This is a genomic window from Nonomuraea sp. NPDC047897 (assembly GCF_043204415.1).
Taxonomy (GTDB): domain Bacteria; phylum Actinomycetota; class Actinomycetes; order Streptosporangiales; family Streptosporangiaceae; genus Nonomuraea.
Genome location: NZ_JBIDCC010000018.1, coordinates 1 through 24180, shown reverse-complemented (window position 1 = coordinate 24180; position 24180 = coordinate 1). Strand labels below are relative to the sequence as shown.

At 71.0% G+C, this 24180-nt stretch carries 20 protein-coding genes; 12 read left to right on the top strand and 8 right to left on the bottom strand.

The genetic code is table 11. The annotated features are described in order from the left end of the window. Positions 1–38 precede the first annotated feature (38 nt). From ACGF0J_RS32535 to ACGF0J_RS32520, 4 genes are all read left to right on the top strand, one after another. Positions 39–1376, top strand: coding sequence for a sensor histidine kinase (locus tag ACGF0J_RS32535; RefSeq protein ID WP_393152071.1), 1338 nt, complete (start codon positions 39–41; stop codon positions 1374–1376). A gap of 118 nt (positions 1377–1494) precedes the next feature. Next, positions 1495–2058: a TetR/AcrR family transcriptional regulator gene (locus ACGF0J_RS32530; RefSeq protein ID WP_393152069.1), complete on the top strand. Its 564-nt coding sequence runs from the start codon at positions 1495–1497 to the stop codon at positions 2056–2058. Positions 2059–2230: 172 nt separating this feature from the next. Then, entirely contained in the window at positions 2231–2977 is a 747-nt protein-coding gene (locus tag ACGF0J_RS32525; protein WP_393152067.1) for a copper resistance CopC family protein, read from the top strand. Continuing rightward, complete coding sequence (locus ACGF0J_RS32520; RefSeq protein ID WP_393152065.1) at positions 2974–3999, top strand: copper resistance D family protein; 1026 nt, start codon at positions 2974–2976, stop codon at positions 3997–3999. Before ACGF0J_RS32525 ends, ACGF0J_RS32520 begins: the two co-directional genes overlap by 4 nt. Here ACGF0J_RS32520 and ACGF0J_RS32515 read toward each other — a convergent pair. Further along, positions 3957–5126 carry a hypothetical protein gene (locus ACGF0J_RS32515; protein ID WP_393152063.1) on the bottom strand — a complete coding sequence of 390 codons (1170 nt, stop codon included), beginning with the start codon at positions 5124–5126 and terminating at the stop codon, positions 3957–3959. The two genes, ACGF0J_RS32520 and ACGF0J_RS32515, sit on opposite strands and share 43 nt — an antisense overlap. A gap of 239 nt (positions 5127–5365) precedes the next feature. Between ACGF0J_RS32515 and ACGF0J_RS32510 the strand changes: the two genes are divergently transcribed. The 4 genes from ACGF0J_RS32510 to ACGF0J_RS32495 all read left to right on the top strand — a co-directional run bounded on the left by ACGF0J_RS32510 (position 5366) and on the right by ACGF0J_RS32495 (position 10239). Beyond that, positions 5366–5773 carry a PaaI family thioesterase gene (locus ACGF0J_RS32510; protein ID WP_393152061.1) on the top strand — a complete coding sequence of 136 codons (408 nt, stop codon included), beginning with the start codon at positions 5366–5368 and terminating at the stop codon, positions 5771–5773. A gap of 175 nt (positions 5774–5948) precedes the next feature. After that, positions 5949–8735 (top strand): alpha/beta fold hydrolase, encoded by a 2787-nt coding sequence (locus tag ACGF0J_RS32505; RefSeq protein ID WP_393152059.1) that lies wholly within the window; start codon positions 5949–5951, stop codon positions 8733–8735. Next, positions 8732–9580 (top strand): ABC transporter permease, encoded by an 849-nt coding sequence (locus tag ACGF0J_RS32500; protein WP_393152057.1) that lies wholly within the window; start codon positions 8732–8734, stop codon positions 9578–9580. The genes ACGF0J_RS32505 and ACGF0J_RS32500 overlap by 4 nt, the downstream gene beginning before the upstream one ends. A gap of 215 nt (positions 9581–9795) precedes the next feature. Further along, positions 9796–10239 (top strand): hypothetical protein, encoded by a 444-nt coding sequence (locus ACGF0J_RS32495; protein WP_393152055.1) that lies wholly within the window; start codon positions 9796–9798, stop codon positions 10237–10239. A 233-nt stretch (positions 10240–10472) separates the two neighbouring features. On the opposite strand, the gene ACGF0J_RS32490 is transcribed toward ACGF0J_RS32495, so the two are convergent. Next, positions 10473–11429 (bottom strand): acyl-CoA desaturase, encoded by a 957-nt coding sequence (locus ACGF0J_RS32490; RefSeq protein WP_393152053.1) that lies wholly within the window; start codon positions 11427–11429, stop codon positions 10473–10475. Between the two features lie 217 nt (positions 11430–11646). On the opposite strand from ACGF0J_RS32490, the gene ACGF0J_RS32485 reads away from it, so the two are divergent. From ACGF0J_RS32485 to ACGF0J_RS32475, 3 genes are read left to right on the top strand one after another with little or no spacing between them, the layout of a single operon-like run. Beyond that, positions 11647–12954, top strand: coding sequence for a cytochrome P450 (locus ACGF0J_RS32485; RefSeq protein ID WP_393152051.1), 1308 nt, complete (start codon positions 11647–11649; stop codon positions 12952–12954). Beyond that, complete coding sequence (locus ACGF0J_RS32480; RefSeq protein WP_393152049.1) at positions 12951–14549, top strand: peroxidase family protein; 1599 nt, start codon at positions 12951–12953, stop codon at positions 14547–14549. Before ACGF0J_RS32485 ends, ACGF0J_RS32480 begins: the two co-directional genes overlap by 4 nt. Positions 14550–14577: 28 nt before the next feature. Next, positions 14578–16755: a hypothetical protein gene (locus tag ACGF0J_RS32475; protein WP_393152047.1), complete on the top strand. Its 2178-nt coding sequence runs from the start codon at positions 14578–14580 to the stop codon at positions 16753–16755. Positions 16756–17251: 496 nt separating this feature from the next. Here the strand turns inward: ACGF0J_RS32475 and ACGF0J_RS32470 are convergent, their stop codons facing one another. The 6 genes from ACGF0J_RS32470 to ACGF0J_RS32445 form a co-directional block, all read right to left on the bottom strand. Beyond that, positions 17252–17959, bottom strand: a complete 708-nt coding sequence (locus tag ACGF0J_RS32470) for a hypothetical protein (protein WP_393152045.1) — start codon at positions 17957–17959, stop codon at positions 17252–17254. Between the two features lie 965 nt (positions 17960–18924). Continuing rightward, positions 18925–19518, bottom strand: coding sequence for a hypothetical protein (locus tag ACGF0J_RS32465; protein WP_393152043.1), 594 nt, complete (start codon positions 19516–19518; stop codon positions 18925–18927). Positions 19519–19616: 98 nt separating this feature from the next. Next, positions 19617–21233 (bottom strand): hypothetical protein, encoded by a 1617-nt coding sequence (locus tag ACGF0J_RS32460; protein WP_393152041.1) that lies wholly within the window; start codon positions 21231–21233, stop codon positions 19617–19619. Between the two features lie 292 nt (positions 21234–21525). Further along, positions 21526–22071 carry an Ig-like domain-containing protein gene (locus ACGF0J_RS32455; RefSeq protein ID WP_393152039.1) on the bottom strand — a complete coding sequence of 182 codons (546 nt, stop codon included), beginning with the start codon at positions 22069–22071 and terminating at the stop codon, positions 21526–21528. A gap of 199 nt (positions 22072–22270) precedes the next feature. Next, positions 22271–22684 carry a hypothetical protein gene (locus ACGF0J_RS32450; protein ID WP_393152035.1) on the bottom strand — a complete coding sequence of 138 codons (414 nt, stop codon included), beginning with the start codon at positions 22682–22684 and terminating at the stop codon, positions 22271–22273. A 250-nt stretch (positions 22685–22934) separates the two neighbouring features. Continuing rightward, positions 22935–23180, bottom strand: coding sequence for a hypothetical protein (locus tag ACGF0J_RS32445; RefSeq protein WP_393152033.1), 246 nt, complete (start codon positions 23178–23180; stop codon positions 22935–22937). 370 nt (positions 23181–23550) lie between these two features. Here ACGF0J_RS32445 and ACGF0J_RS32440 point away from each other — a divergent pair, with 370 nt between their 5' ends. Next, positions 23551–24090 carry a nitroreductase family deazaflavin-dependent oxidoreductase gene (locus tag ACGF0J_RS32440; protein WP_393152031.1) on the top strand — a complete coding sequence of 180 codons (540 nt, stop codon included), beginning with the start codon at positions 23551–23553 and terminating at the stop codon, positions 24088–24090. Positions 24091–24180 lie beyond the last annotated feature (90 nt).

The window sequence follows — 24180 nt, the reverse complement described above, 5'->3', positions numbered from 1 at the left end:
CGACCTAGTGTGATCATCTGATTACCGGGGGGAAAGGCGTGATCGCACGGTTCAGCAGGTCCATCCGTACGAGGCTGACGCTGCTCGCCGCGACCGGCGCGGCGCTGCTCAGCCTCGTCGTCAACGCCTTCGTGCTGTACGCCCTGCACAGCAGCGCCGGCGACTACATGCAGACCCAGGTCATTAACACCGGGCTGGAGCTCGTCCACCTGGTCAAACGCGGCGAGCTGCCCACCGTGATCGACAGCGAGTTGGACGGCGTGCAGGTCGTGAACGCCTCCGGCCAGGTGGTGGCCTCCACCCCCAACCTCGCCGGCCTGCCGCGCATGAGCACGATGCTGCCCGGCGAGTTCAGCGCCCACCGCACCGCCGAAGTCTGCGACCTGCCGTACTTCCCGGGCAGGTGCGAGTTCCTCGGGGTCTTCCGGGTGTACGAGCAGGACGGCGACTGGCTCGTGTACGCCGCCGACCGCCTGGTGCCCTGGTACGTCCACCCGGGCGTGCTCGTCGCGCTGGCCGGCGTGTCGGCGCTGCTCGTGGCCCTGGCCTGGTTCGGCACCTCCCGGGTCGTGGCCGGAACCCTCGCCCCCGTGGAGGAGATCCGCGACAAGCTCGCCGAGATCACCAGCAGCGACCTCGGCATGCGGCTGCCGGTGTCGGAGAAGACCGACGAGATCCGGTCGCTCGCCGAGACCGCCAACCAGACGCTCGACCGGCTGGAGGCGGCGGTGGAGCAGCAGCGCAGGTTCGCCTCCGACGCCTCGCACGACCTGCGCAGCCCCATCACCGCGATGCGCGCCCAGGTCGAGGAGGCCATGCTGCATCCCGACGACGCCGACTGGGCGGAGATCGGCAAGGCACTGCTGGCCAGCCTGGACCGGCTGCAGGCCATCGTGACCGACCTGCTGACCCTGGCCAAGCTCGACGCGGGCGCGCCGATGGCCCGCGAGCCCCTCGACCTGGCCGACCTCGTCTCCGCCGAGACGAGGCAGCGCTCCAAGAAGCTCATCCCGACGCTGCAGCCGGGCGTCCGCGTCACCGGCGACCGGCTGCAGCTCGCCCGGCTGCTGACGAACCTGCTCGACAACGCCGAACGGCACGCCGAGTCCACGATCATCGTCACGGTCCGGCGCATCGACGGCCACGCCATCCTGGAGGTCCTCGACGACGGCGGCGGCATCGCGCCCGAGCAGCGCGAGGTGGTCTTCCAGCGCTTCACCCGCCTCGACGCCTCCCGCAACCGCGACGCCGGAGGCACCGGGCTGGGCCTGTCCATCGCCAGGGACATCGCCCGGGCCCACCACGGAACGCTGACGCTGGAGGACAGCGACAGCGGCGCGAGGTTCGTGCTGCGGCTTCCGGTCAGGGACGACTGACCCAAACCCGGTGGTAACGCTCCCATAGCCCCGCCCGGTTGGTCCTTACTCCTGCTCCGGCCACTGGTTAGAGTGGCCCGCTGTGACATCTGGTTTCAGTCGATTACGGCGTGAGGACTTGCTCAAGACGGCATGTGAGGTGATCGCGGAGCGGGGGTTCGGGCACACCAGGACCCTGGACATCGCCCGCGCCGCCGGCGTCAGCCAGGCGCTGCTGTTCTACCACTTCGAGACGAAGGAACAGCTGTTCGCCCAGGCGTTCGCCTACGCGGCCCAGATCCACCGCACCGCGCTGGAGTCCATCGAACGGCTCGAACGACCGCCGCTCGACCGCCTGCGCACGCTGCTGCGACGCTGCTCGCCGGGCGCGGCGCCGGACGGCTGGCGGCTGTGGATCGACGCCTGGGCCGAGTCGATCCGCAGCCGCGAGCTGGAGCAGATCTCCCGCCGCCTCGACCAGCAGGGCAGGCTGCTGATGCGGGCGATCATCGAGGACGGGGTGCGCACCGGCGACTTCGCCTGCGCCGACCCCGAGGCGTCGAGCTGGCGGATCTTCGCGCTGATCGACGGGCTGGCGATCCAGATCCACGTGCACCCGCAGGCGCTGTCGCGGCGCCGCGCCTCCCAGCTCGTCCGCACGGCAGCGGCCGTGGAGGTGGGGGTGACGCCCGCCGACCTGTGACAGGCCCGCTCCCGGCTGGTCAGGGGCAGCGTGATCCGGCCGGTGGCGGACGTAGGAGGGGCGGCGTGATCCGGCCGGTGGCGGACGTAGGAGGGGGCCGCGCCACCGAACAGGTTCCGCACGGATGCGACCATATACAGGTTTGTGCTCTGTTGACGGAAGGTAGTGATCGGTGAGGCGGCTACTCACGGTCCTGGTGCTGGCATGCGCGGCGGCGGGGCTCCCGGCCCCGGCCCTGGCGCACAACGTGCTGGTCGGCAGTGACCCGAAGGACGGGGCGACGCTGTCGTCCGCGCCCGACCGCATCACGCTGGTGTTCGACCAGCCGGCCCGCCAGGGCTACGCGCAGGTCAGCGTCACCGGCCCCGACGGGTCGGCCCGGGTGGACGATCCGGCGGTCGTGGCGGCGGAGAAGGTGACGGTCAAGGTCAGGCCGCTGCCGGCGAACGGCGCGTACACGGTGGGCTACCGCATCCTGTCGGCCGACGGCCACCCCGTCACCGGCAAGATCACCTTCACCCTGCAGGCCACCGCGCCGGCCCCGTCCGACCCGCCGGCGGCACAACCGGCGGATCCCGCCGCGACGGCCGCCCCCACGGACCGGCCCGCACCTGACGCACCGGCGCCGACCGCCGCGCCCGGCGGCTCCACCGTCACCGCCACCGCTCCCCCGCCGGCCGACGAGGCGCAGCGGGCCGAGGCATACGAGGCCGCCGCCAACGGCGGGGCGGGCATGGCCGTGGTCTGGATCGTCGGAGCGCTCCTGCTGCTGGCCGCCGGCACCGCCGTCGCCCTGCGCCGCTCCCGCACCACCGCCGACACGCGCGACGCCCCCGCGCCGGGCACCGCGCCGCCGGCCGGGGCCCGGCCCGGCGTCACCCGGGCCGGCGCGCCGGACGACGAGGGGACGGGCGCGTGAGCGTCACCGTCCCCGTGCGACGGCGTGCCGGGAACGGGCTTCCCGCGGGCGCGTTCGCGGTGTGCGCGGTCGTCGCGGCCGTGGTCGCCAGCACGCTGACCGCCCAGGAGGCCGTGCCCGGCATCCCCATGCCCGGCCCCGTCGTGGACATCGGGCTGCCCGTCGTCCGGGTGGCGCTCGACGTCGCCGCCGTGGCGGTCGTCGGCCTGAGCCTGCTGCCCAAGCTGCTCGGCTTCGACGCCCCCGAACGCACCGAGCCCGTCATGCGCCGGGTGCGTCCCCTGACCGTCACCGCCGCGTGGGCGTGGGCCGTGAGCGCGCTGCTCACGATCGTGCTCCAGACGGCGGAGCTGAACCCCGGCGGGGTGCCGACGCTCGGCATGATCGCCGGCTACGTCGACACCGTCGGCACGGGCCAGGGCCTGCTGTTCAGCGCCGCCTGCGCGCTCGCCGCGGCGGGGATCGGCCTGATGGCGGTGCGGTTCGGCGAGAAGGTGCCGGCAGAGCTGCGGATCATCGTCGCGCTGTTCGGGCTGCTGCCCATCCCGGTGACCGGGCACGCCGTCAACTCGGTCTGGCACGACCCCCTCATGATCTCCATGGAGATCCACGTGATGGGGGCGGCCGCCTGGACCGGTGGCCTGGCCGCGACCATGGTCTTCGTCGCGCCGCGCGGAGACCTCCTCGCGGTCGTGCTGCCCCGTTTCTCCAGGATCGCCAGTGTCTGCCTGTTGCTGGTCGCCCTGTCGGGGCTGGTCACGGGCCTGGGCACGATGGCGCTGACGCCCGGCGTCGAGCTGCCGGGCGCGCTCGTGACCAGTGAGTACGGCCTGCTGGTGGTGGCCAAGGCGGCGTTGGTGGCACTCCTGGTGCCGCTGGCCACGCACATCAGGTTTCGGCTGCTGCCCGCCGTGCGCCGGGGCGGCGCCACGGCAGTGGTCACCTGGGCGACCGCCGAACTGGCCGTGATGGGCCTGTCCTACGGTGTGGCCGTCGCCATCACCCGCGCCTCGATCGGCTGACGCCGCGACCACCACTCGCAGGCCAGCCAGACGGCCAGCAGCCCCGCCCCCGCCCAGACGGCCGACGCCGTCGCCAGGGGCGGGCTGCCCGCCAGGCCCTCGTGGCCGGTGAGCAGGCCGTACAGCGCGCCCATGAGCGTGCTCTGGGCGGCCAGCGCGGCATAGACGGCGGCGGTCACCCCGACGGACCCGAGCAGGGCGCGCGCCGGCGCCATCCGCACCGCGAACGCCAGGTCCACACAGAGCCCGGCCACCACGAGGAAGAACGGCACGGCCGACGGCGGGAAGCCGGTGAACGTGAGCAGCGGCCAGACGAGCACGCGGAAGCCGACGTAGCCGGCGGCGACCAGCGTCGCGGCGCCCGCCCTGCCGATCATCATCCGCGCCACCACGAGCACCGCCACGGTGGCGACGACCGCGTAGACGGGGTAGAGGGTATCGGGCACCGGCAGCGCGAACCCGGTCATCATCACCCGGTCGATCGGGCGGCCCATCTGCTCGGCGGCGAACCGCAGCAGGATCGGCTCGGCGTAGGTGGCGTCGTTGTCCCACGCGCCGATCGACAGGATCCCGTACTCCTGGTGCTGCTCGGGGAAGTGGACGTTCTCCAGGAAGAAGGCGAAGAACGCCCCCAGCACCACCGTGCGCTCCCGGCCAGGCGGGGCGCCCATGAACCAGCCGCGGATCACCCCGGCGATCATGAAGAACGTTCCAACGTAGAGCAGGATGTGCGAAGGGCTCCACGAGGTGATGTCGAGGCCGTTGACCCGGTGGTTGATCAGGTCGAGCGGCACCGCCACCAGGAAGACGCCGGTGCCCCACTGGATGAGACGCAGGGCGGCCCGGTCGACGCCGTAGCCGGTGTAGCCGTGGACGATGGTCAGCGCGAGCGCCAGCACGGTGCCCGCGGAGTTGAGCAGGTGTGGCGGGGCGAGGTCGTCGCGCAGCCACTTGAAGTGCCACGAGACGTCCCACGCCGAGCCGAGCAGTTTCAGCGTGAGCGCCACCAGCCAGCCGTAGTAGAGGACCCGGAACAGGTCGTGCGGCGTCTCGCGCCCCGCCTGCCCTCTGGTCCAGTGGGGCTGGGCCCAGGCGGCGGCGTCTTTGACGAATGCTGGTGCCTTCACGGCGAGCATCTTACGGTCATCCGCGGCAGCGCAGCCCGGCCCCTCCTTCCACGGCCCGACGGCCCCACTGCCCGCTCGGGCACGCGGCAGATCAGGCACGCGGCAGAGGAGCGCCTCCCGCCCTGGCCGCGCGAACGCCGGCACGGGGTTTTCCACAGCGGGCCCGCCGGGTGCGGACTTCGTCCACAGGCGGTCGTGCCCCCTCCTCGCCCGTGCCCTCCAGCGTGCATCATGAGCGCGTGACTCCAGAAGAGGGCGACGCCATCCTCCGTGACTACTTCGCACCGTGGATCCAGCGGCTCGGGCTGCGGGTCGAGGAGACCGGCGAGCGGCACGCGACAGTGCGGCTCCCCTGGTCCGACGCTCTGGCCAGAGAGGGCGGCGGGCTGTGCGGCCAGGCCATGATGGCCGCCGCCGACACGGCCACCGTGATCGCCATCGCCTCGGCCAGGGGCGGGTTCGTGCCGATGACCACCGTGCAGCAGTCCACGACGTTCCAGAGACCGGTCGTCGGCACGGACGTGCTGATCGACGTGCGGATCACGAAGCTCGGCCGGACGCTGGCCTTCTCCGAGGTCACGCTCACGCCGGACGGCACCGCCGAGCCGGCCGCACGGGCGTCCACGGTCTACGCCATCCTCGCCTGAGCGTGCGGACGGCGTTGGGCGTCCCGGCGAGGTCCGACCCACCCGTGGGCGTTCCCCGCGAGGTCCGGGCCCGGTGGCGTTCGCGGCAGGGTCCGGGCCCTGTGGCGACCGCGCCTCCGCGCCCCTGCCGTTCCGTCTCAGCGATCTCTCAGGTGCGGAAAGTAGGCTCACCGCCATGAAACGTGTGGCCGCGATCGTCGCGGTGCTCGCCCTCGTCGCCGTGGCCGGCTGGTCGGTCTGGCCGTCGGGATCCGAGGTGCGAGGTCAGGAGCAGAGAATCAGCGTGGTCGACGGCCCCGCCGACGACCAGCGGGTCGAGATAGACGCCACCTTCTTCCCGCCGCCGGGCGGTGAGAAGGCGCCCGCCGTGCTGCTCGCCCACGGCTTCGGCGGCAGCAAGCAGAGCGTCCGCGCCCAGGCGACGCGACTGGCTCAGGACGGCTACGCGGTGCTGACCTGGTCCGCGCGCGGGTTCGGGCGCTCGACCGGTCAGATCGCGCTCAACTCTCCCGACTACGAGGTCAAGGACGTCAAGCAGCTGATCGACTGGCTGGCCGAGCGGCCGGACGTGCTGCTCGACGCCTCAGGCGATCCGCGCGTGGGCATCGCGGGCGGCTCCTACGGCGGCTCGATCGCGCTGCTGACCGCAGCCCACGACCAGCGGGTGGACGCCATCGTCCCGTCGATCACCTGGGCCGACCTGGCCGACGCCCTCTTCCCCGACGCCACCGGCGCAGGGCCCGCGAACGGCGTGTTCAAGCGCATGTGGGCCGGGTTCTTCTTCGGCAGGGGCGGCGGCGCCGTGCAGGGCATGGAGACCCAGGGCCTCGGCGCTCTCACGCAGCGGCCGGAGCCGCTGTCGGCCGATGAGGCGCGATGCGGCCGATTTCTGCCCGAGATCTGCGACATCTACCAGAAGGTCGCCGAGACCGGCCGCGCGACGCCCGAGGCGATCACTCTGCTGCGCAGGTCCAGCCCGGTGACGGCGGCAGGGCGGATCAAGGCGCCGACCCTGCTCCTCCAGGGGCAGCGCGACTCGCTGTTCACGCTGGGTCAGGCCGACTCCAACGCCAAGGCCATCGCGGCCGCCGGCACGCCGGTGAGCATGGCGTGGTTCGACGGCGGTCACGACGGCGGCAACGGCGAGGCCGACTGGCTCCACGAGCAGACCAGCGCCTGGTTCGGCCGCCATCTCAAGCGTGACGGCTCGGCCGTCGCCAAGCCGTTCACGGTGACCCGCGACGGCGGCCGCGACCCCGGCACGCGCCAGCGCATCCGCCTGCACCCGGAGGCCGACGCCTACCCGGGCCTGGGCGGCACCGCCACGACCCAGGTCACGCTCACCGGCCCGGAGCAGCACGTGGTCAACCCGCCCGGCGGCTCCCCCGCCTCCATCTCGACCGTTCCCGGGGTGAGCGGCCTGCTCGGCGGCCAGGGCAACACCGGCTTCTCCCTCGACATGCCCGGCCAGAGCGCCTCTTTCGAGTCGCGCCCGCTGGCCGCCCCGCTCCAGCTCACGGGCAGCCCGACCGTCAAGGTCAAGGTGTCGGGCAAGGGCCAGGTGACGCTGTTCGCCAAGCTCTTCGACGTGGCCGACAGCATCCAACCGCCCACGCTGCCGGCCGGGCTCGTGGCGCCGTTCCGGGTGACGATCCCCGAGGGCGCGGGCAGCGTCGAGGCCACGGTCGCGCTGCCCGCCGTCGACCACACCTTCGCCGCCGGCCACCGGCTACGGCTCACGGTGGCGACCACCGACATGGGTTACGCCACGCCGGTCGAGGCGGCCTCCTACCGGGTCGGCCTCGCCACGCCGACACTGGCCGTGCCGACGGTCGCCGCCCTCGCCGCGCCGGCCGCCGGGGTCGACTGGTGGGTGTGGGCGTTGCCGCTCGCGGCCGTGGTCCTCGCCGGCGTCCTGCTGGCGACGGGCCGCACCCCGGCCCGTCGCCGCTCCGGCCTCCGGCGCGCCCTCGCCGGGTCCCGCGCGGCCACGGACGCCGCCGTCACCGGCGCCAGCACCAACACCGGCACCGGCACCGGCACCGACGCTCCCGCCACCGCTTCTCCCGCCGCTTCTCCCGCCGCTTCTCCCGCCACTGCGGCGCCCGTCCGTGTCGCAGCCGGGGCGAACGGCACCGGCCGTGAGTCCCTCGCCAAGGCCGGCGGGGGGCCCCGCGCCAGGGCCAACGGCGCGAGAGTCGCGGCCGGCGACCCCGGCGACGAGGACGTCCCCCTGGAGATCACCGGCCTGACCAAGGCCTACCGCAACGGCGAGCTGGCCGTCGACGGGCTGTCGTTCCGCGTGGAGCGGGGCCAGGTGCTCGGGCTGCTCGGGCCCAACGGCGCCGGCAAGACCACCACGATGCGCATGATGATGGGGCTCATCCGGCCCGACGACGGCGACATCCGCATCTTCGGCGAGCAGGTGGTGCCGGGGGCTCCCGTGCTGTCCCGGCTCGGGTCGTTCGTCGAGGGGGCCGGTTTCCTGCCGCACCTGTCCGGGCGGGAGAACATCGAGCTCTACTGGGCCGCGACCGGCCGGCCGGTCGCGGACGCCCACGTCGACGAGGCCCTGGAGATCGCCGGCCTCGGCAAGGCGCTGGAGCGGGCCGTGCGCACCTACTCCCAGGGGATGCGGCAGCGGCTCGCCATCGCTCAGGCCATGCTCGGTTTGCCCGACCTGCTGGTGCTCGACGAACCCACCAACGGGCTCGACCCGCCCCAGATCAGGGAGATGCGCGAGGTGCTCAAGCGCTACGCGCGAGACGGCCGGTCGGTGATCGTGTCCAGCCATCTGCTGTCCGAGGTGGAGCAGACCTGCAGCCACGTGGTCGTCATGCATCGGGGCCGGCTCATCACCACAGGGCCGGTGTCGGTGCTGCTGAGCGGCGCCGTGTCCACCAACGGCCACGGCCCCCGGCTCGAAGACGTGTTCCTCGATCTCATCGGAGAGAAATCGTGACCGCCGCGAACGGCTACGCGCCGCACCGGACGCTCCCGCTCAAGGTCGAGATCGTCAGGCAGTTCAAGCGCCGCCGCACGCTCGTCATGTTCGGACTGCTGATGGCGCTGCCGTGGATCCTCGTCGTGGCGTTCCAGTTCGGGCCGCAGGCCGGCGGCGACCGGCCGGCGACGCTGCGCATGTCCGACCTGGCGTCGGCGAGCGGGCTCAACTTCGCGGCGTTCGTGCTGTCGGTGTCGGTGAGCTTCCTGCTGGTCGTGGCCGTGGCGCTGTTCTGCGGCGACACGGTGGCGAGCGAGGCGAGCTGGTCGTCGCTGCGCTACCTGCTTGCCGCGCCAGTGCCCCGCGACCGGTTGCTGCGCCAGAAACTCATCGTGGCCCTCGGCTACTCCGCCACGGCGATCGTCTGCCTGCCGCTGATGGCGTTGCTGGCCGGCACCCTGGCGTTCGGCTGGCACGACATCCAGGTCCCCGGCACGGGTGAGACGATCGCGGCGCTCGACGTCCTGCCCCGCTTCGGCATCGTGATCGGCTACGCGCTGGTGAGCCAGCTCGTGGTCGCCGCGCTCGCGTTCCTCATCTCCACGGTCACCGACTCCCCCCTGGGCGCGGTCGGCGGGGCGGTGGGGCTGTGGATCGTGAGCACCATCCTGCAGGCGGTGGAGGCGCTGGGCACGCTGCGCGAGTTCCTGCCCACGTTCTGGAACACGGCCTGGCTGGACGCCCTCGCGCCCGACCTCGACTGGAGCGGGATGCTCAAGGGCGCCTCGGTGTCGGTGACGTACGCGGCCATCCTCATCGCGGTCGCCTTCCGCCGCTTCCGGACGAAGGACGTGGTCAGCTGAGGGGTCATGCCGACGCCGTCTCCACCGCCCGCGACACGACCTGTCGCGGGCGGCCGGTTCTCGGCGCCGCCCGCCTTCCGAACGGGGCGACGCCCGGAACGACGTCCCCGACAAGCGACGAAACACCTGCAATCTGCCGTTAATCGTGGGGCGATGTCCCGGCATGAGGATGAGGACGATTCGGGGATCACGGTTTCGAGCGAACGGAGCGTCACATGCCGGACGTCCACCAGACGATTCAGAACTGGCAGAACATCCACAACGCGGGCCTGGCGCTGAACGTCATCCAATTCACCACCCCCGCGTACGACTACTCCAACAAGGGCGAGCCCGGCACGTGGCTCTACCTGGAGGGCTTCACGGTCACCCTCGACGGCGACACCCACACCGCGCACATCACGATCACGAAGAAGCCGACCAAGGAGCCCGCCGGCGCGTCCTGGACCTACTGTCATCTCACGGTCGACAGGAAGGGCAAGAACCACGTCTTCTACGAAGTGGACGACGCCGGCGGCGCACGGGTCACGCAGACGCTGCTCGACTTCGACGGGAAGCAGAAGAACGGCAAGGCGCACTACAAGAACGACCAGATCAACGACGCCGGACTCAGGGCCGAGATCCAGCGCGACCTGGACCTCGTCTTCGCGTACCTCGCCTAGAGAGCCGCGAATCCCCGCGTGCCTGCGTCAGGCGGTCCGTCGCCGGACCACCGCGTGGACGCGCTCCTCGTTCCTCCGGCGACACCGGCGCGTCACGGGGAGCCGCTTCGGCGAGTGCGTCGGCCGGCGCGTTCCCCTTCGGCCAGTGAGTCGGCCGGCGCGCTCCCCTTCGCAGGGCCCCGGCGGGCGGACGCGGGAGCGGGCCACCATGCCCTGCGCCTGCCGTACGGTCGTCAGGCGGGCGGGGCTTCCTGGGAAGTGCGGCGGGCGGCCAGCCGGGCGGGGTCGGGCCAGTGCACGCCGTACGCCCACCCGGCGCGCTCGAACCAGCGGATCAGCCGGGCGCTCGGGTCGAGCTGACCCTTCAGCACCCCGTGCCGGGCGCAGGTCGGCTCCACGTGGTGCCAGTTGTGCCAGCCCTCGCCCAGCGTCAGCAGCGCCACCCACCGCACGTTGGACGAGCGGTCCCTGGTGCGGAACGGGCGCTCGCCGAAGGTGTGGGCGATGGAGTTGACCGACCAGGTCACGTGGTGCACCACGGCGTAGCGCACCAGGCCGCCCCAGAAGAAGGCCGTCCACGCGCCCGCCCACGACATCGACCACAGCCCGCCCACCGCTGCCGGCAGCGCGAACGACAGCGCCGCGACGGCCGGATAGGCGGCATCGAACCGCCGGACGTCCGGATCGGCCAGCAGGTCCGGCACCCAGTGGCGGCGGCTGGAGCGCTCGCGCGCGGTGTAGAACCAGCCCACGTGCGCGTGCGCCATGCCTCGCAGCAGGGCCAGGCCGTCGTCGCCGTATCGCCAGGGCGAGTGCGGGTCGCCCTCGCGGTCGGCGTACTTGTGGTGCCGGCGGTGCTCCGCCGTCCACAGGGTGACGGGCCCCTCGACCGCCAGGCCGCCCGCCAGCATGAGGGCGATGCGCAGCGGCCGGCGGCACCTGAAGGAGCGATGGGTGAAGAGCCGGTGGTAGCCGACGGCGATCCCGAAGATGCTGACCACGTACATCACGACGGCGATGACCACGTCGCGCGGGCCGATGCCCCAGCCCCACGCCGCCGGCACGGCGAGGGCCAGGAGCAGCACGGGAAGGACCACGAGGACGACGAGGTAGGCGGTTCGGCGGCCGGTCGTGACCGTCACCGTCTCCGCCGTGCCCGAGCCCGCGCGCGGGTTGGGTGACGAGTTCACGCGATCTCCCATGATCGGTGCGGGATTGCGGCTCCCCATTCAACGGCCGGGTCCCCGGCCTTCGGCAATGACCGGACGGTGAGCATGTCGTCACTCAGGGGAAGCAAAACACTCCGCACGGTAGCCATCAGGGATTGTCGGTCCCGCCCTCTAGATTGTGGCTACACAACGTGATGATCTATGCGCGTTCCGGCAACGGCGGAGGGTGGGCAACGGCATGGGTGCTGTCGGTCAGGCGACGACGGGCGGCCTTCTGGACAGATATGACGAGACGCTGGCCCGCGACCCGATGGCCGCGTTCGGGCTCGTCCGGGAGTGGATGCGCACCGACTGGCGCGCGCTGTTCGCCGAGCTTCGGGAGCGACGGCCGGTCTTCGTCACGCCCGCTTTCACGGTCGTGACCCGCTTCGCCGACGTGACCGAGGTGCTGTCACGCGAGTCGGTGTTCTCGGTCCGGGCCTTCGGTCCGCGGCTCGACGCCGCGCTGGGAGGCCCCTTCATGCTGGGCCGTGACGCCACCCCGACGAACTGGCGTGACAAGGGCCTGATGCAGGTCATGCTCGACCAGCGCGACACCGCCCGCGTGCGCGAGCTGGCGGGGCGCGTCGCCGACGAGGCGCTCGACGCCGCCTGGCCGGCCGGCCGCGTCGAAGCGGTCCACGACGTGTTCCGCCGCGTCGCCCTGCGCGTGTGCGCCGACTACTTCGGCTTTCCCGGTCCCGACCCGCAGACGCTGTCGAGGTGGACTCGGGCCGTCGTCACCGACGGCTTCGCCAACTACGCGGGCGATCCGGAGATCCAGGCGGCGTCGGTCCGGGCCGGCTCGGAGATGACCGCCTACCTGCGTGACCGGCTCGCCGAGCGCCGGGCCGCGCTGCGCGCCGGCCGCGATCTGCCCGACGACGTGTTCACCCGGCTCGCCCGGACGGATCTGCCTGCCGGGCTGGGCATGGACGACGAGCGCATCGTGATCAACATGGCCGGCCTGCCGCTCGGATTCGTGGAGAGCGCCCCCGGGGCCATGACCGAGGCGCTCGACCAGCTCTTCCTGCGTCCGCAGGTGCTGGCACGGGCGGTGGAGGCCGCCGCCGAGCCCGACCCTGCCCACTTCGACCGCCATGTGTGGGAGGCGCTGAGGTTCAACCCGTTCTTCAAGCTGCTTCCCCGGGTGTGCGAGCGCGACCACGTGCTGGCCGCCGGCACCCCGCGCAGCACGGTGATCCCGGCGGGCACGTTCGTGCTCCCCGCACCGGCCTCGGCCATGTTCGACCCCGACGTGGTGCCGGAGCCCGACGAGTTCCGCCTCGACCGGCCGGACCATCACCGGCTGTTCTTCGGCTACGGCCATCACGCCTGCCTGGGCGCGCACCTGGCCGGCGGCGTCGTCTGCGAGGTCCTGCGACGCGTGCTGCGGCGGCCGGGCGTGCACCCGCTCCCCCCGCCGGACGGAGGGGTCGTCCGCTCCGGCGGGATCTTCCCCGACCGGTTCGTCCTCGGTCTCGGCTCAGCCGGGAAGGCGGGATGACGATGGCGACGACCCGGGTGACGGCACGGTCCATGGCCACCGACGGGGTGGTCAACCGGCTCCGGTTCCTGGCGCTGACCGGTGGCCGGCCGTTCTGGGATCTCGTCCAGGCTGTTCCGGCCGCACGGCACCGCCTCAACGCCATACTGATCGACAGCGCGATCCGTGAGATGCCCCCACGACCCGAGCCGCTGAGCACGATGGCCGACTACACCTCGTGGGTCTCGCTGACCGACCGCACCTACAACGGCAGGCACCTGCCGCCGATCGCCGCGGCCGAGGGACGCAGGCCCACCCCGGAGCGGGCCGCCGCCCTGTTCACCCGCGGCGACACCATGATCCCCTGCCCGCGTTCCACTGTGCTGTTCGCCTACTTCGCCCAGTGGTTCACCGACGGATTCCTGCGGGGTGACACCAACATCCCGCGCGACCCCCGCAAGAACACCTCCAACCACCACATCGACCTCAACCAGGTCTACGGCCTGAACGAGGCGGCCACGGCCGCGCTGCGCACGTTCGACGGCGGGCTGCTCAAGAGCCAGCTCATCAACGGCGGAGAGTTCCCGCCCCACCTGTGCGAGCACGGGAAGATCAAACCGGAGTTCGCCCCGCTGAGCGTCATCCGCTTCGAGGAGCTGACCGACGCGCAGCGCGCCACCCTGTTCGCGACCGGGAGTGACCGGGGCAACACCCAGGTCGGCTTCACCATGCTCACGGTGCTGTTCCTGCGCGAGCACAACCGGGTGGCCCGCCTGCTCGCCGAGCGCCACCCGCGATGGGACGACGAGCGCCTGTTCCAGACGGCGCGCAACATCCTCATCGTGCTGCTGATCAAGCTGGTGGTCGAGGAGTACATCAACCACATCACGCCCTACCACTTCCGCTTCACGCTGGATCCGCGGTTGTCGGCGCTACTGGCCCGCGCGCCCTGGCACCGGGAGAACTGGGCCTCGGTGGAGTTCAACCTCGTCTACCGCTGGCACAGCCTGATCCCGTCCCGCCTGTCGGTGGGCGGCCGCGACCTGCCGATGGAGCAGACCCTGCTCAGCGGCGGCGCGCTGATCCCCGAGCCCGGTCTGGCCCGGCTCTTCGAGGACGCGTCCCGCCAGCGCGCCGGGCGCATCGGCCTGTTCAACACCGACCCCTTGCTGACACCCGTGGACATGTCCAGCATCGCCGACTCGCGCGTGCTCGGCCTGGCCCCCTACAACAGCTACCGGGAGCACTGCCGCTTCCCCCGGGTGTGCCGATTCGAGCACGTCACCGGGGATGAGCGGGTCGCCGGAGCGCTGCGAGAGCTCTACCGCAGCGTCGACGACCTCGACCTGTACGTCGGCCTGTTCGCCGAGGAGCCCGGCTCGCCCGACGCCATCCTGCCGCCGCTCCTGACGAAGATCATCGCTATCGACGCGTTCTCCCAGGCGCTGACCAACCCCCTGCTGGCCCCGCGGGTGTTCAACGCCGCGACGTTCTCCCCGGAGGGCATGCGGATCCTCGCGACCACGCGCAGCCTGTCCGACGTGTTGCACCGCAATGTCCCGGAGGACCCACGTCCCCGTTTCGTCAGCATGACCAGGGGACGGGCGAGTGGGTGAGTCGATGTACGGCCCGGGGAGCGGGCCGGTGGGTGAGCCCGCGCGGAGCGGGGTGGTGGGGGGCGACGGTGGTGTGGGGGCCGGGCCGCTGCGCGACGCCGCCCGCGAACTGGTCGACATCGGGATCGCCATCCGGCAGGCGGGCGTCAACGCCACGGCCGCGCTCACCGACGGCGCGCTGCTCGGAGCGCTTCCGTATGCCCCCTCCGCCGGCGGCCTCGCCCACCGGGCGCTGCTGCGCGCGCTCACCGACGGCAGGGGGCTCGGGTACGCGCCCGCCGGCGGCAGGCTGGGCACTCTGGCCGCCAAACTGGGCGCCCTGGCGGGGCAGGAGAGCCTGGCAATCCGCGTGCTCGCCACCTCGCTGCGGCTGCGGATCGCCGCCGTCGCCGCCGACCACCCCGAGCTGACCCACGACCCCATGATCGTCCGGCTTGTCGAGGCCGCCGCCGCCGACCGTGATCTGGAGGCCGTCCGCGCGCTGCGCGCCCTGCTCAAGGACCGCGGCGCCGTGCGGGCGCTCAGCCAGCTCGCCCCGGTCTTCGGCGAGGTCCTCGCCCTGCGGGCCCTCCTGGACGAGAATCCGCTGAACGACGACACCGCCTGGCTGATCGCGACCGGCACGGGGTTCGCCACCGCCGACCCGATCACCGGCATGAGCAACAGGGCCGTCGCCGCCCTCGACGCGGGAGCGGGCGCCGCGCGCCGGATCGACCTGCCGGCCGCCGAGTCCGCACGGCTCAGCACCGCGGGATCGCTGCTCGGCTACCTGCGCAACATCAGCGTGGTCGGCACGACGGGACGGATGGTCATCCAGAGCGTCGAAGGTCCGGACGGGGTGGTGCGCCACGTGGTCCAGGCACCCGGCATGCGGGCGGGCCGGCCCGATCTCGACTCGCCCCAGGACCTGCTGGGCGCCTTCAGCAGCGCCGTGCTCGACAGCAGCCCCTACAGCCGCGCCCTGGCCGAGGCCGTCGCCGACTACGGCCTGCCTCCGGGCGCCGAGGTGGCGCTCATCGGGCACAGCGCGGGCGGCGCGGCGATCATGAATCTGGCCCAGGACACCGGGTTCTGCGCCCGGCACACCGTCACCCACGCCATCGCCGTCGGCTCGCCCGTCGACTTCAAGAGGCCCGCCGACCCGCGCACCTGGGTCGCCAGCGTCACCAACCAGCACGACATCGTGCCCACCCTCGACGGGCAGGGCGCCGGCAACTGCTTCGACCTGCATCCCGACTGGTACGTGGTGGACTACTCCGACTCCACGCACCTGTTCCCGCTCTGCCACAGCATCGACCACTACATCGCCAACATCGCCGACGACCTGCCCGAGGCCCGCGACCACATCGACGCGCGGTTGGCGCCGTACCGGGGGCCGGTCGTGCGGACGCAGGCGTACCGGCTGTTCGACCGGGCCCCCTACCCCGACGGCTTCCCCTTCCTCACCGTGCCCACCCGCTCCGTGGACGGGCCGGGGGGCACCGTCGAGCTGCCGATCAGGTGTCACGACGGCGGCGCGGTCACGGCCTACTTCGCCGTGGACCCGGCGGCGGCGGCACGTCTGCTGGCCGGGGCCGGCCTCGGCCCCGCCGTCCGGGTCGCCGGGCGCGCTCTCGTCGCCGTGCACGCCGCCTGGGGACGGCGCACCAGCATGGGCGACCACCGCGAGATGCACGTCGGCGTCGTGGTGCCCGATCCGTGGCGGCCGGGGTCGCCGCATGTCTGGCTCGACCTGTTACGCGGCGCCGACCGGCGGGTCGGGGGCTGTGTCCTGACCGGCTCCGTCGTCGACGTGCCGGCCGCCCAGGCTGCGGCTCCGCTGGTGTGGGGCGCTGAGGCGCACCTGGCGCCCATGGAGTTCCGGCTCATCGGCGGGTCGGTCCGTGTCAGCGTCGGCGGCCCCGGCGACCGGCTGCTCACCCTGGGCGGACGTCTCGGCCCGTGGCTGCCGGCGCGCGACGGCGGTCTGGTCGGTTACACGCGGGGCACGGCGGGCGACACGCTCCGCTCCTGCGTACGGAGTCGCGGGCGGAGCCGGCTCCATCTCCTGCCCCGGGTCCGGCTGGCCGTCTCGCCACGGTCGGCGCACCCGCTGGCCCACCGGCTCCGCGACCTGGGCCTCAATGGGGCCCGGCCCCTGCTCTGCCTGGCGACCACCCGCCGCCGGACGCTCCAGGACGCCGTCGTCCCCCTACCTGCCCCCTGAGCGGGCCCCCACCGCTCCTGAGCGGGCCCCACCGCTCCTGAGCAAGCCCCCGCCGCTGCTAAAAGCATGCCCCATCGCTCCTGAGCAGGCCACGCCGCTGCTGAGCATGCCCCACCGCACCTGAGCAGGCCCCACCGCTGCTCCCGACCGTCAACCTCGCGCCCACACTCCCCCGGCAACCCCCACCGCTGCCACCACCCATCACCCCACGCCCGCAATCGCCCTCCCGCAGCAACCCCCCCGCTCCCACCAACCATCGCCACGCCCACACTCCCCCGTCTCGCCGGCGGGGCCCCCCACCGCTCCGGCCGGCCACCGCCGCACGCCTCAATGCTCCGCTGTCTTCCCGAGCGGCCGTCGTCGTTCCTCGGCCGGTGGCCTCGTAGGTGAACGTGGTGAGGGATTGGCCGGGCGGCCCGTGTGGCGCCCTCCGCAGCCGGTCGGCCGACCCGGCCAGCACCGTCGGCCGCCTGGCCTGCCGGCTGGGCGTGAGCGGTCAGGCCAGCTCATAGATCAGCAGGGTGCCGTCGACGCGCCGTGCCAGGGCCCACAGCCGGGTGGTCCCCGGCACCGGGACGATGTCCACGAACCCCGCCCAACCGCCTGCCGCGGGCAGCGCCGACCGGGTCCAGCGGCCGTCGCGGAAGTTGAGCACGTACGGCTGACCGCGGGCGGGGTTGGCGGCGATCCACACGCCGCCGACCCGGTCGGCGCGGACGGCGGGCAGCCAGGTCGCGTCGAGCGGCAGGTTCAGCCACGTCCAGGCGCTGCCGTCCCAGCGCGCGACCAGGCCGCGGTCGGGCACCGTGCCGGGCCCGGCCCTCCAGGCGGCGTCCTGTGTGATCACCCACACGTCGTCGTGGGCGCGGGCCGCGAGGCCGTGGAACCCGCGGGCGGGTGAAGAGGGGCAGCAAGGCTGGGGAGGCAGGGGGGCGGCGCCGGCCCACCCGGAACCCTTCCGCCGTATGACCGCGGTCCCGTCCGGGTGATCGATCAGGGCCCACAGCTCGCCTCGGTCGGGCGCGGACAGCCGCGAGACCTCGTAGCCGTACGTGCTCGGCTTGGGGACGGATCGCCACGAGCGGCCGTCCCAGTGGCTGAGCCCCGCGCGCTGATAGTCGTCCGAACCGCCGTACTCGGAGATCCAGACGTCGTCCCGTTCGAGGTAGCCGAGCTTGCTGGCTGTCTCCTCGTAGACGCGCACGAAGTGGCGGTGCGCCCGTAGACCTTGGCCTGGGCGAGTTGCCTCAGCACAGTCCCATCCATGCCTAGCCCTTCCTGCCGGGCGACTTGGCTCTTGTGCTCAAGGTAGGGGCGAGATCCCCGCCGCGAAAGCAGTTCAAGCATGCGCGTCGGGAAGTCCGGACAAGTCGGCCAGAAGTCGGAGCGACGTCGTGGAGAAGTCGGCGATGACGTTCCGCAAGTCCTGGTGATGTCGCCGCGAGCGCAGGGACGATTCACAAACGATCACATCCACCCCAGCACCGTGAGGTAACGACCGACATGGAAACCCGGCAGCGGCTCGACGGACATCATCGTGGATGACGCCCAGGGGCAGGGCATGGGCTGCCGAGCCGGCACAGCAATTCCAAACCCGATGGCTGTTCCTGTGGGAGCCCGGAGGCCAGCACCTCACGGCCTTCTACCGGGGCGACGCTCCTCGCGGGATCTACTGCAGGCGAAGACGCCCGAGGAGATGGAAGAGGTCATCATCGAGACCGAGCTGGATCTCCGGATGGCCGCCGCGCCCGTACTTGCGCGGCGCACGGCGGTCGCCGGGAGCTTTCCCGATCAGCTCGGAAGGGCGGCCGGATGACACAGACCGGGCGCGGGGACACTGGCTGGCGGTTCCGGGTCCGTTAAGTCGACACCTGCGCCCCTTGCGCGGCCGAAACAAGGGAGGGACCACGGCCGCGCCATGGCGCGGGCCAGAGACAGGCCACACAGCTTCCCTCTGGCCCGCGCTACCAAACACCCCGCAGACTGCGCGGCCAGCGCCCCGGCACCTGCCCGTCCGCGCACCAGCCTCACGTTTCAATCAGCGGAGTCACGCTGCTGGGCCGTGGGTGCTCGCCACCGCCAACCAGACGAACGCTGACCACGAGTACCAAAGCGACGACCGCGAGAGACATCAGCCACGCCCAACCGGGATGATCCGTGTGAGGAAGATCACCAAAGGGGATCGTCCAAAACGACGGCAGGTCTCAGCGCGTGTGGCCAGTTGAGGTCCATGCTCACGCCGCTACCCAGTTCGACGACGGCCATGAGCGCGGCGAGGCCGAACGGGAGATCCATGTCCTCGCATGCCTTCTCGACGAACACGACATTCTCATCCACGTTCGGCCGTTCGCCGCGCGGGAACTCGCGCCAGGTCCAGCGTATTTCACCGTCGGTGACATACGTGTATTTGTGCTTGTGAAGTATGGAGGCGATGCTCCACACCGGTCCATCTTTCCCACTCAGTTCGCGCAGGACGGCAGGATCATCAATACCGCCGTCCTGGGACTGGAAGAGAAAATACCCTCCCTCTTGCCTGTCCACCGACACCACGGTGCGCGGAAGGTAAAGGTCGGCCCCCGACGCGACGTCAACCTCTTTCTCGACACCGGCCTCGGCAGAACTCGACAGTCGCTCGCCGATTTCCTCGATGGACGGAGGATCAGCCGGGGTCCGAACCACCGTCCAGTGGAAACCGTCCCGCATCCATGGGTGCTCGTTCAAAAGCCGCTCATAATGACTGATCGCCTGAAGGGGCATGGTCATGGCCCGTCTGCTCCGTCCGAAGAGAAGGGGAGGCCGCCCGGGGAGGGGGCGCCGGCGATCCAGCGTATACCAGCCCGGGCGGCTTTCGGGGCGGCTAACTAGTTGGCGACTGATGGAGTCCCGCAGAGCTGCGCCCGCGCGGGAACCGGGTCGCCGGACGGCGGAGAGGCGAACCTGTTACGGAACTTATCGCTGTACAGCACTCTGTCGGAATGGTAATAGCGCTTGAGATACAGGCCGGCCTTCTCGTTGTCGTTGGCCCGGATCGGACAGAAGGACCATTCGCCATAGAAGTGTGAAGTCCCGTCGGGGGCGAGGGTGCGCTGGCGAGTCGATGCGAATGGATACTCGTCGCATTGCTTCGGATAGTCGCCTGACGATGGGTACCCGGGCCACATCCTGCTGCACTTCACATACGTGGCGTCCTGGTTCGAGCCTGCCTGCTTCTCCTTCTCCCTATGCAGGTAACCGGTATCACGAGAGGGCGGGATGTCACACCCAGCGATGTCCTTCGCGGGGTTGTCCGGCCAGGTCTGCGCGTCGGGATCCAGACACGCGTTCCAATAGTGCTGGTACGCCTGGATGATGTCCCACGTCTTGGTACCGGCCTTGTTCGTGACCAGGGGTTTCCAGTGGACGGCGGGGTTGGTCTTGTAGAAGACACAGCCGCCGGCCTTATAGTCGGACTCCACCGCGCTGTCGCAGCGGATGATGTTGCCCACGAGCCACTTGTCGGTGCCGGTGATGTACTTGGTGTGGCGCGAGATGCCAAGGGCCTTGACGGGCCAGTCCGGGAAGTTGGCGTACGGCTTGATGCTGGTGAAACTCACCAGCTCGTCATTTGCCACGTATTCCTTGACGCCGTTGGCTCCGTCCAGCCATTCGATGATGCGCTTCGTGGACGCCTTGCCATGCGGACATCTGAAGCGGAAGGTCGCCCAGCCGTCGATGATCCAGCTGCTGATGAGCGCCGTACGGTGATTCTGAACCGTCTGGCCGCCCCGGGAAGTGACGTGCTCGCATCTGGTCTTGTTGCCGATGTCCATGCCCAGGGTCAGCTTGTTGCCGGGCGGCATATTCCCGTACGTGCTTTGGTTATAGACGAAGGCTTCGACCACGATATCGCGAGCCGTGTCACCCTTGGGCTGGTCACGGCCTTCGACACCGTTGAACGTGTATCCGATGGGCATGACATCGGCCTTGTAGTATTCCGCCGGCTCCGGGATGCAGGGAGTCGTGTTCCCCAGACATTTCCCGGACGAGTAGTAAGCATCGAGTTTGCCCATCTGGCACCAGCTGAAGCGGTTCATCAGCCAACCTTGGGGCCGCCCGGCCAGATTGGCCCTTTCCGCGCACTTCGCCGGCGTCATGCGGTCGAACATTCCGGAAGCCTTCGGGGGGACGTTCGGCATGTCCGGCAGAGCTGCCGCCGACCGCGTCTGTCCCCGCTTGGCGCTCAACGGAGGTTCGCCGCTACAGACTCCTAGATCCTTCCACGCCGCATGGACCCCGGGTTCCTGCCCACGGGAGTCCTTGGCCTCCCACATGTGGCCGTCCCACGCGACCTGTTCGCCGACGTAGTAGGGAGCGAACATGCTCCACTCGTAGGCGGTGCACGGAGGATCAGTGGGCGGCTGCCCGGAGCACGCGCCGAGGTCTTCCCAGAACTCGCCCGCCGTCGGCTCGACGCCCTCGTCGACCCAGTCGGCGATCACCCGCCAGGTGTGGCCGAGATAGGTGACCTCGTCCCCATACGAGTACCACAGAGCAGGGTTCCAGGCTTTTGCGGTGCACGCGGGTACCGGGTCCGGATCGGGCTCGCCACCGCAGGGCCCGAGATCAAGCCAGAAGCCCAGTTCGCTCCCCCGGCTCGCCGAGCCAGCTGGAGGCCTGAGCCTCCCAGGTGTGTCCTTCGTAGGTCACCCTGTCACCGTAGTCGTACGACGTGTCTGCGTACGGAGGCGCCGTGCAGGCAGGAATGTCCGCCGCGGTGGTGAACGTCCATGGTTAAGGGGCCGTCATCACGTTGCCCGCTGCATCTTTGGCGCCGCTGACCTCAGCCGTGTAGGACTCCTGAGGGTTCAGCCGCTGGCCGGGCGTGAAAGTCCAGCCTACGGGCGTGTGGCCATCCGACACCGTTCCCGGCACCGGAGTTCCCGCCGCGTCCTTCACGGTGAGCTGGACGTCGGTCACTCCCTCGCTGAAGAGCACGGACACGGCAGAGGCGGAGCCGTCGGTGGCGTCCTTCTCCGGATCGGTTCTGACGACCGCCGGAGGCGTGGTGTCCGGAGACGGATTGTCCACGACGGGGTCACCTTCGATGGCTCCCTCCATCGTGATGTCATGGACATCCGAAGAGGCATCCTTCTCCTCGACAGCCTGCTCGTCGGACACGTCCTCCGCTACCGGCTGAGTTTCACTGGCCCGGCCCAGGTCCGGATCGGCCACTATCGCCTCAGCGGCAGTCCGGTCCGTGATTCCCGGCTCGTCCGGCGTGAACCAGCCCACGGCGCCGACCTCCGGATCGGGCTCATCGTATTCGACGAACAGCACAGGCCCCCGGCCGTCGGTCCCGGCCCATTCACTGCTCAGGTACTCACGTAGTTCGAAGGGCCGCTGCTGTCGCCGTACGCGGCGATCTGCAGACCGTAGTTGGGGGCACCGCCGGCCCATTCGCGCACGATGTCCTCGATGCTGTAGTACAGCTCCTGGGACAGGTCCCGCGGCCGTGCCCGCGCTACTGGGCCCGGGGTCAGCCGCAGTGCACCTTCCAGACGTAGCGCTCGGTTCCGCCCATGTAGGAGGCGAGGTCGATGCACGTGCCTCTGGCTGAGATGTAGACCGGGCCCGCGTAGTACGTGAAGTTCCCGGAGTTCGACACCCATCCGCCGCTGCCCCCCGCCCGGCGGATGGCCACGTGCTTGTAGGTGGTCTTCCCGTAGTAGTTGGGGCCGACCCCGTAGGCGAGGGCGCAGTTCTTGCCGGTGCCCGAGCTGTAGTAGACCTCCAGGGACCCTATCTTCGGACCGCTCTTGGGGATGGCGTAGACGCCGATGCGGCTGTACCCGCTGCCGCAGGGGCCGGCCGCGCTCGCCGGCGACGGCCCGATCAGCAACCAGGTGGAGGCGAGCGCCACACCGGTCAGGGTGGCGACACTGCTACGCATGCGCATGAAGGTGGATGCTCCCGATTCGTCGTGTTCGCAGTCCCCGGTGACGGGGATGCGAGCGGTGCAAAGCGGAAGATCATAAGCAACTCCGGGGAACGGCCGAGCTTCCTGCGGGTTGCCGGTGGCCCAACCACGGGAGAACGCCAGTCCACCGTCGGCAGGGGCGCGTCACCCGGCCTGCCGCGTCGCCCGGCCTGCTCACGAAGGGCCCATGGTCCGGTCCCGGGGCCGGAGCGGTCGGCAGGGGTCAGGCGCGGTACGCCCGCTCGGCGTAGCGGCGCAGGTGCGTGGCTGCCGTCGTCAGGTCGGCGGCGGCGGTCGCGCAGGCGGCGAGGTGGGCCTCGACCGCCGCGCGCAGCCATCGGGGCGCGCAGCCTCCGGCCTCCAGCCTCGCCCTGATCGCCTGGAGGCGTTCCGCGCACTCGGCGAGCGTGCGAGCGTCGGACTGCAGGACCGCCGCGTGGGCGGTGATCAGCGAGGGGTCGGCTGGCATCGGTCCTCCGGTCAGGGAGCGGCGGGGAACGGCGGCGCCCCAGCCGGCGGGGAACGGCGGCGATCCCGGCAGGGAGCGGCACGGACGACGGGGGGCGACACGGGCCTCGCCGTGAAGGGTTTCGCTCTTCGGGGTGTTCCCCGCCCGTGAAGCCCGCATGCCGGACGGCGCCACTCTCTCAGATCGTGCCGGCGGTCGAGGCGAGTTCCGGCGAGCATGGGGGTGAGTCTCGCCCCGCAACGAGCACCTTTGTGACAAAAAGCGTGACGAAACTTGGATCGCGACGAGCCAGACGCCGCTTCCTGTTAGTCAGGATAGTGCGTATATAGTCCATATCGATGTGTACGCTATAAACAGAAAGCGGTCGACCATGGAGAATCCGATCCAGCCCTGCCGGGACATCGGCCAATCACCTCGATCTTCGGCACGCTCGGCCTCCACGCGGGCCGGTGCGGCGAGCCCGACCCCTTCGGCGGACCCCACGGACAGCCCGATCGACTGGGTCGCCAAGCACATCAAGGAGTACGTCGAGACGGACGGGCGCAAGGGGCACCGGCGGTGGGGGGTGACGACGCTGCTGCTCACCACCCGGGGCCGGAGGTCGGGGCGGCCACGGAGGACGGCGCTCATCTATGGGAGGGACGGTGAGCGGCTGATCGTCGTGGGGTCGAACGGGGGTGCGGACGCGCACCCCGCCTGGTATCTCAACCTGCTCGCCGACCCGTCCGCGGAGGTGCAGGCAGGGGCGGAACGGTTCCCCGTCACGGCCGTGGAGGCAAAGGGGGAGGAACGCGAACGGCTGTGGAGGATGATGGCGGAGCTCTGGGGCGACTACGAGCGATACCGGACGAAGACCAGCAGGACCATTCCGGTCGTGGTGCTGGAGCGGGCCGATCCCGGTGCCGGCTAGCCCCGTTTTCCGCATGTGAGCGATCTTCACCGCAGGTCTCGCGGATCGATATCCAGAAGGTCCAGGAGACGGAGTTGGAGATCGGTGGGT

What these genes read in the sequence shown, in the direction of transcription:
- ACGF0J_RS32505 (WP_393152059.1), top strand. Translation starts at nt 5,949, where the DNA reads ATGAAACGTGTGGCCGCGATCGTCGCGGTGCTCGCCCTCGTCGCCGTG.
- ACGF0J_RS32495 (WP_393152055.1), top strand. Translation starts at nt 9,796, where the DNA reads ATGCCGGACGTCCACCAGACGATTCAGAACTGGCAGAACATCCACAAC.
- ACGF0J_RS32485 (WP_393152051.1), top strand. Translation starts at nt 11,647, where the DNA reads ATGGGTGCTGTCGGTCAGGCGACGACGGGCGGCCTTCTGGACAGATAT.
- ACGF0J_RS32480 (WP_393152049.1), top strand. Translation starts at nt 12,951, where the DNA reads ATGACGATGGCGACGACCCGGGTGACGGCACGGTCCATGGCCACCGAC.
- ACGF0J_RS32465 (WP_393152043.1), bottom strand. Translation starts at nt 19,518, where the DNA reads ATGACCATGCCCCTTCAGGCGATCAGTCATTATGAGCGGCTTTTGAAC.
- ACGF0J_RS32450 (WP_393152035.1), bottom strand. Translation starts at nt 22,684, where the DNA reads ATGCGTAGCAGTGTCGCCACCCTGACCGGTGTGGCGCTCGCCTCCACC.
- ACGF0J_RS32445 (WP_393152033.1), bottom strand. Translation starts at nt 23,180, where the DNA reads ATGCCAGCCGACCCCTCGCTGATCACCGCCCACGCGGCGGTCCTGCAG.
- ACGF0J_RS32440 (WP_393152031.1), top strand. Translation starts at nt 23,551, where the DNA reads ATGGAGAATCCGATCCAGCCCTGCCGGGACATCGGCCAATCACCTCGA.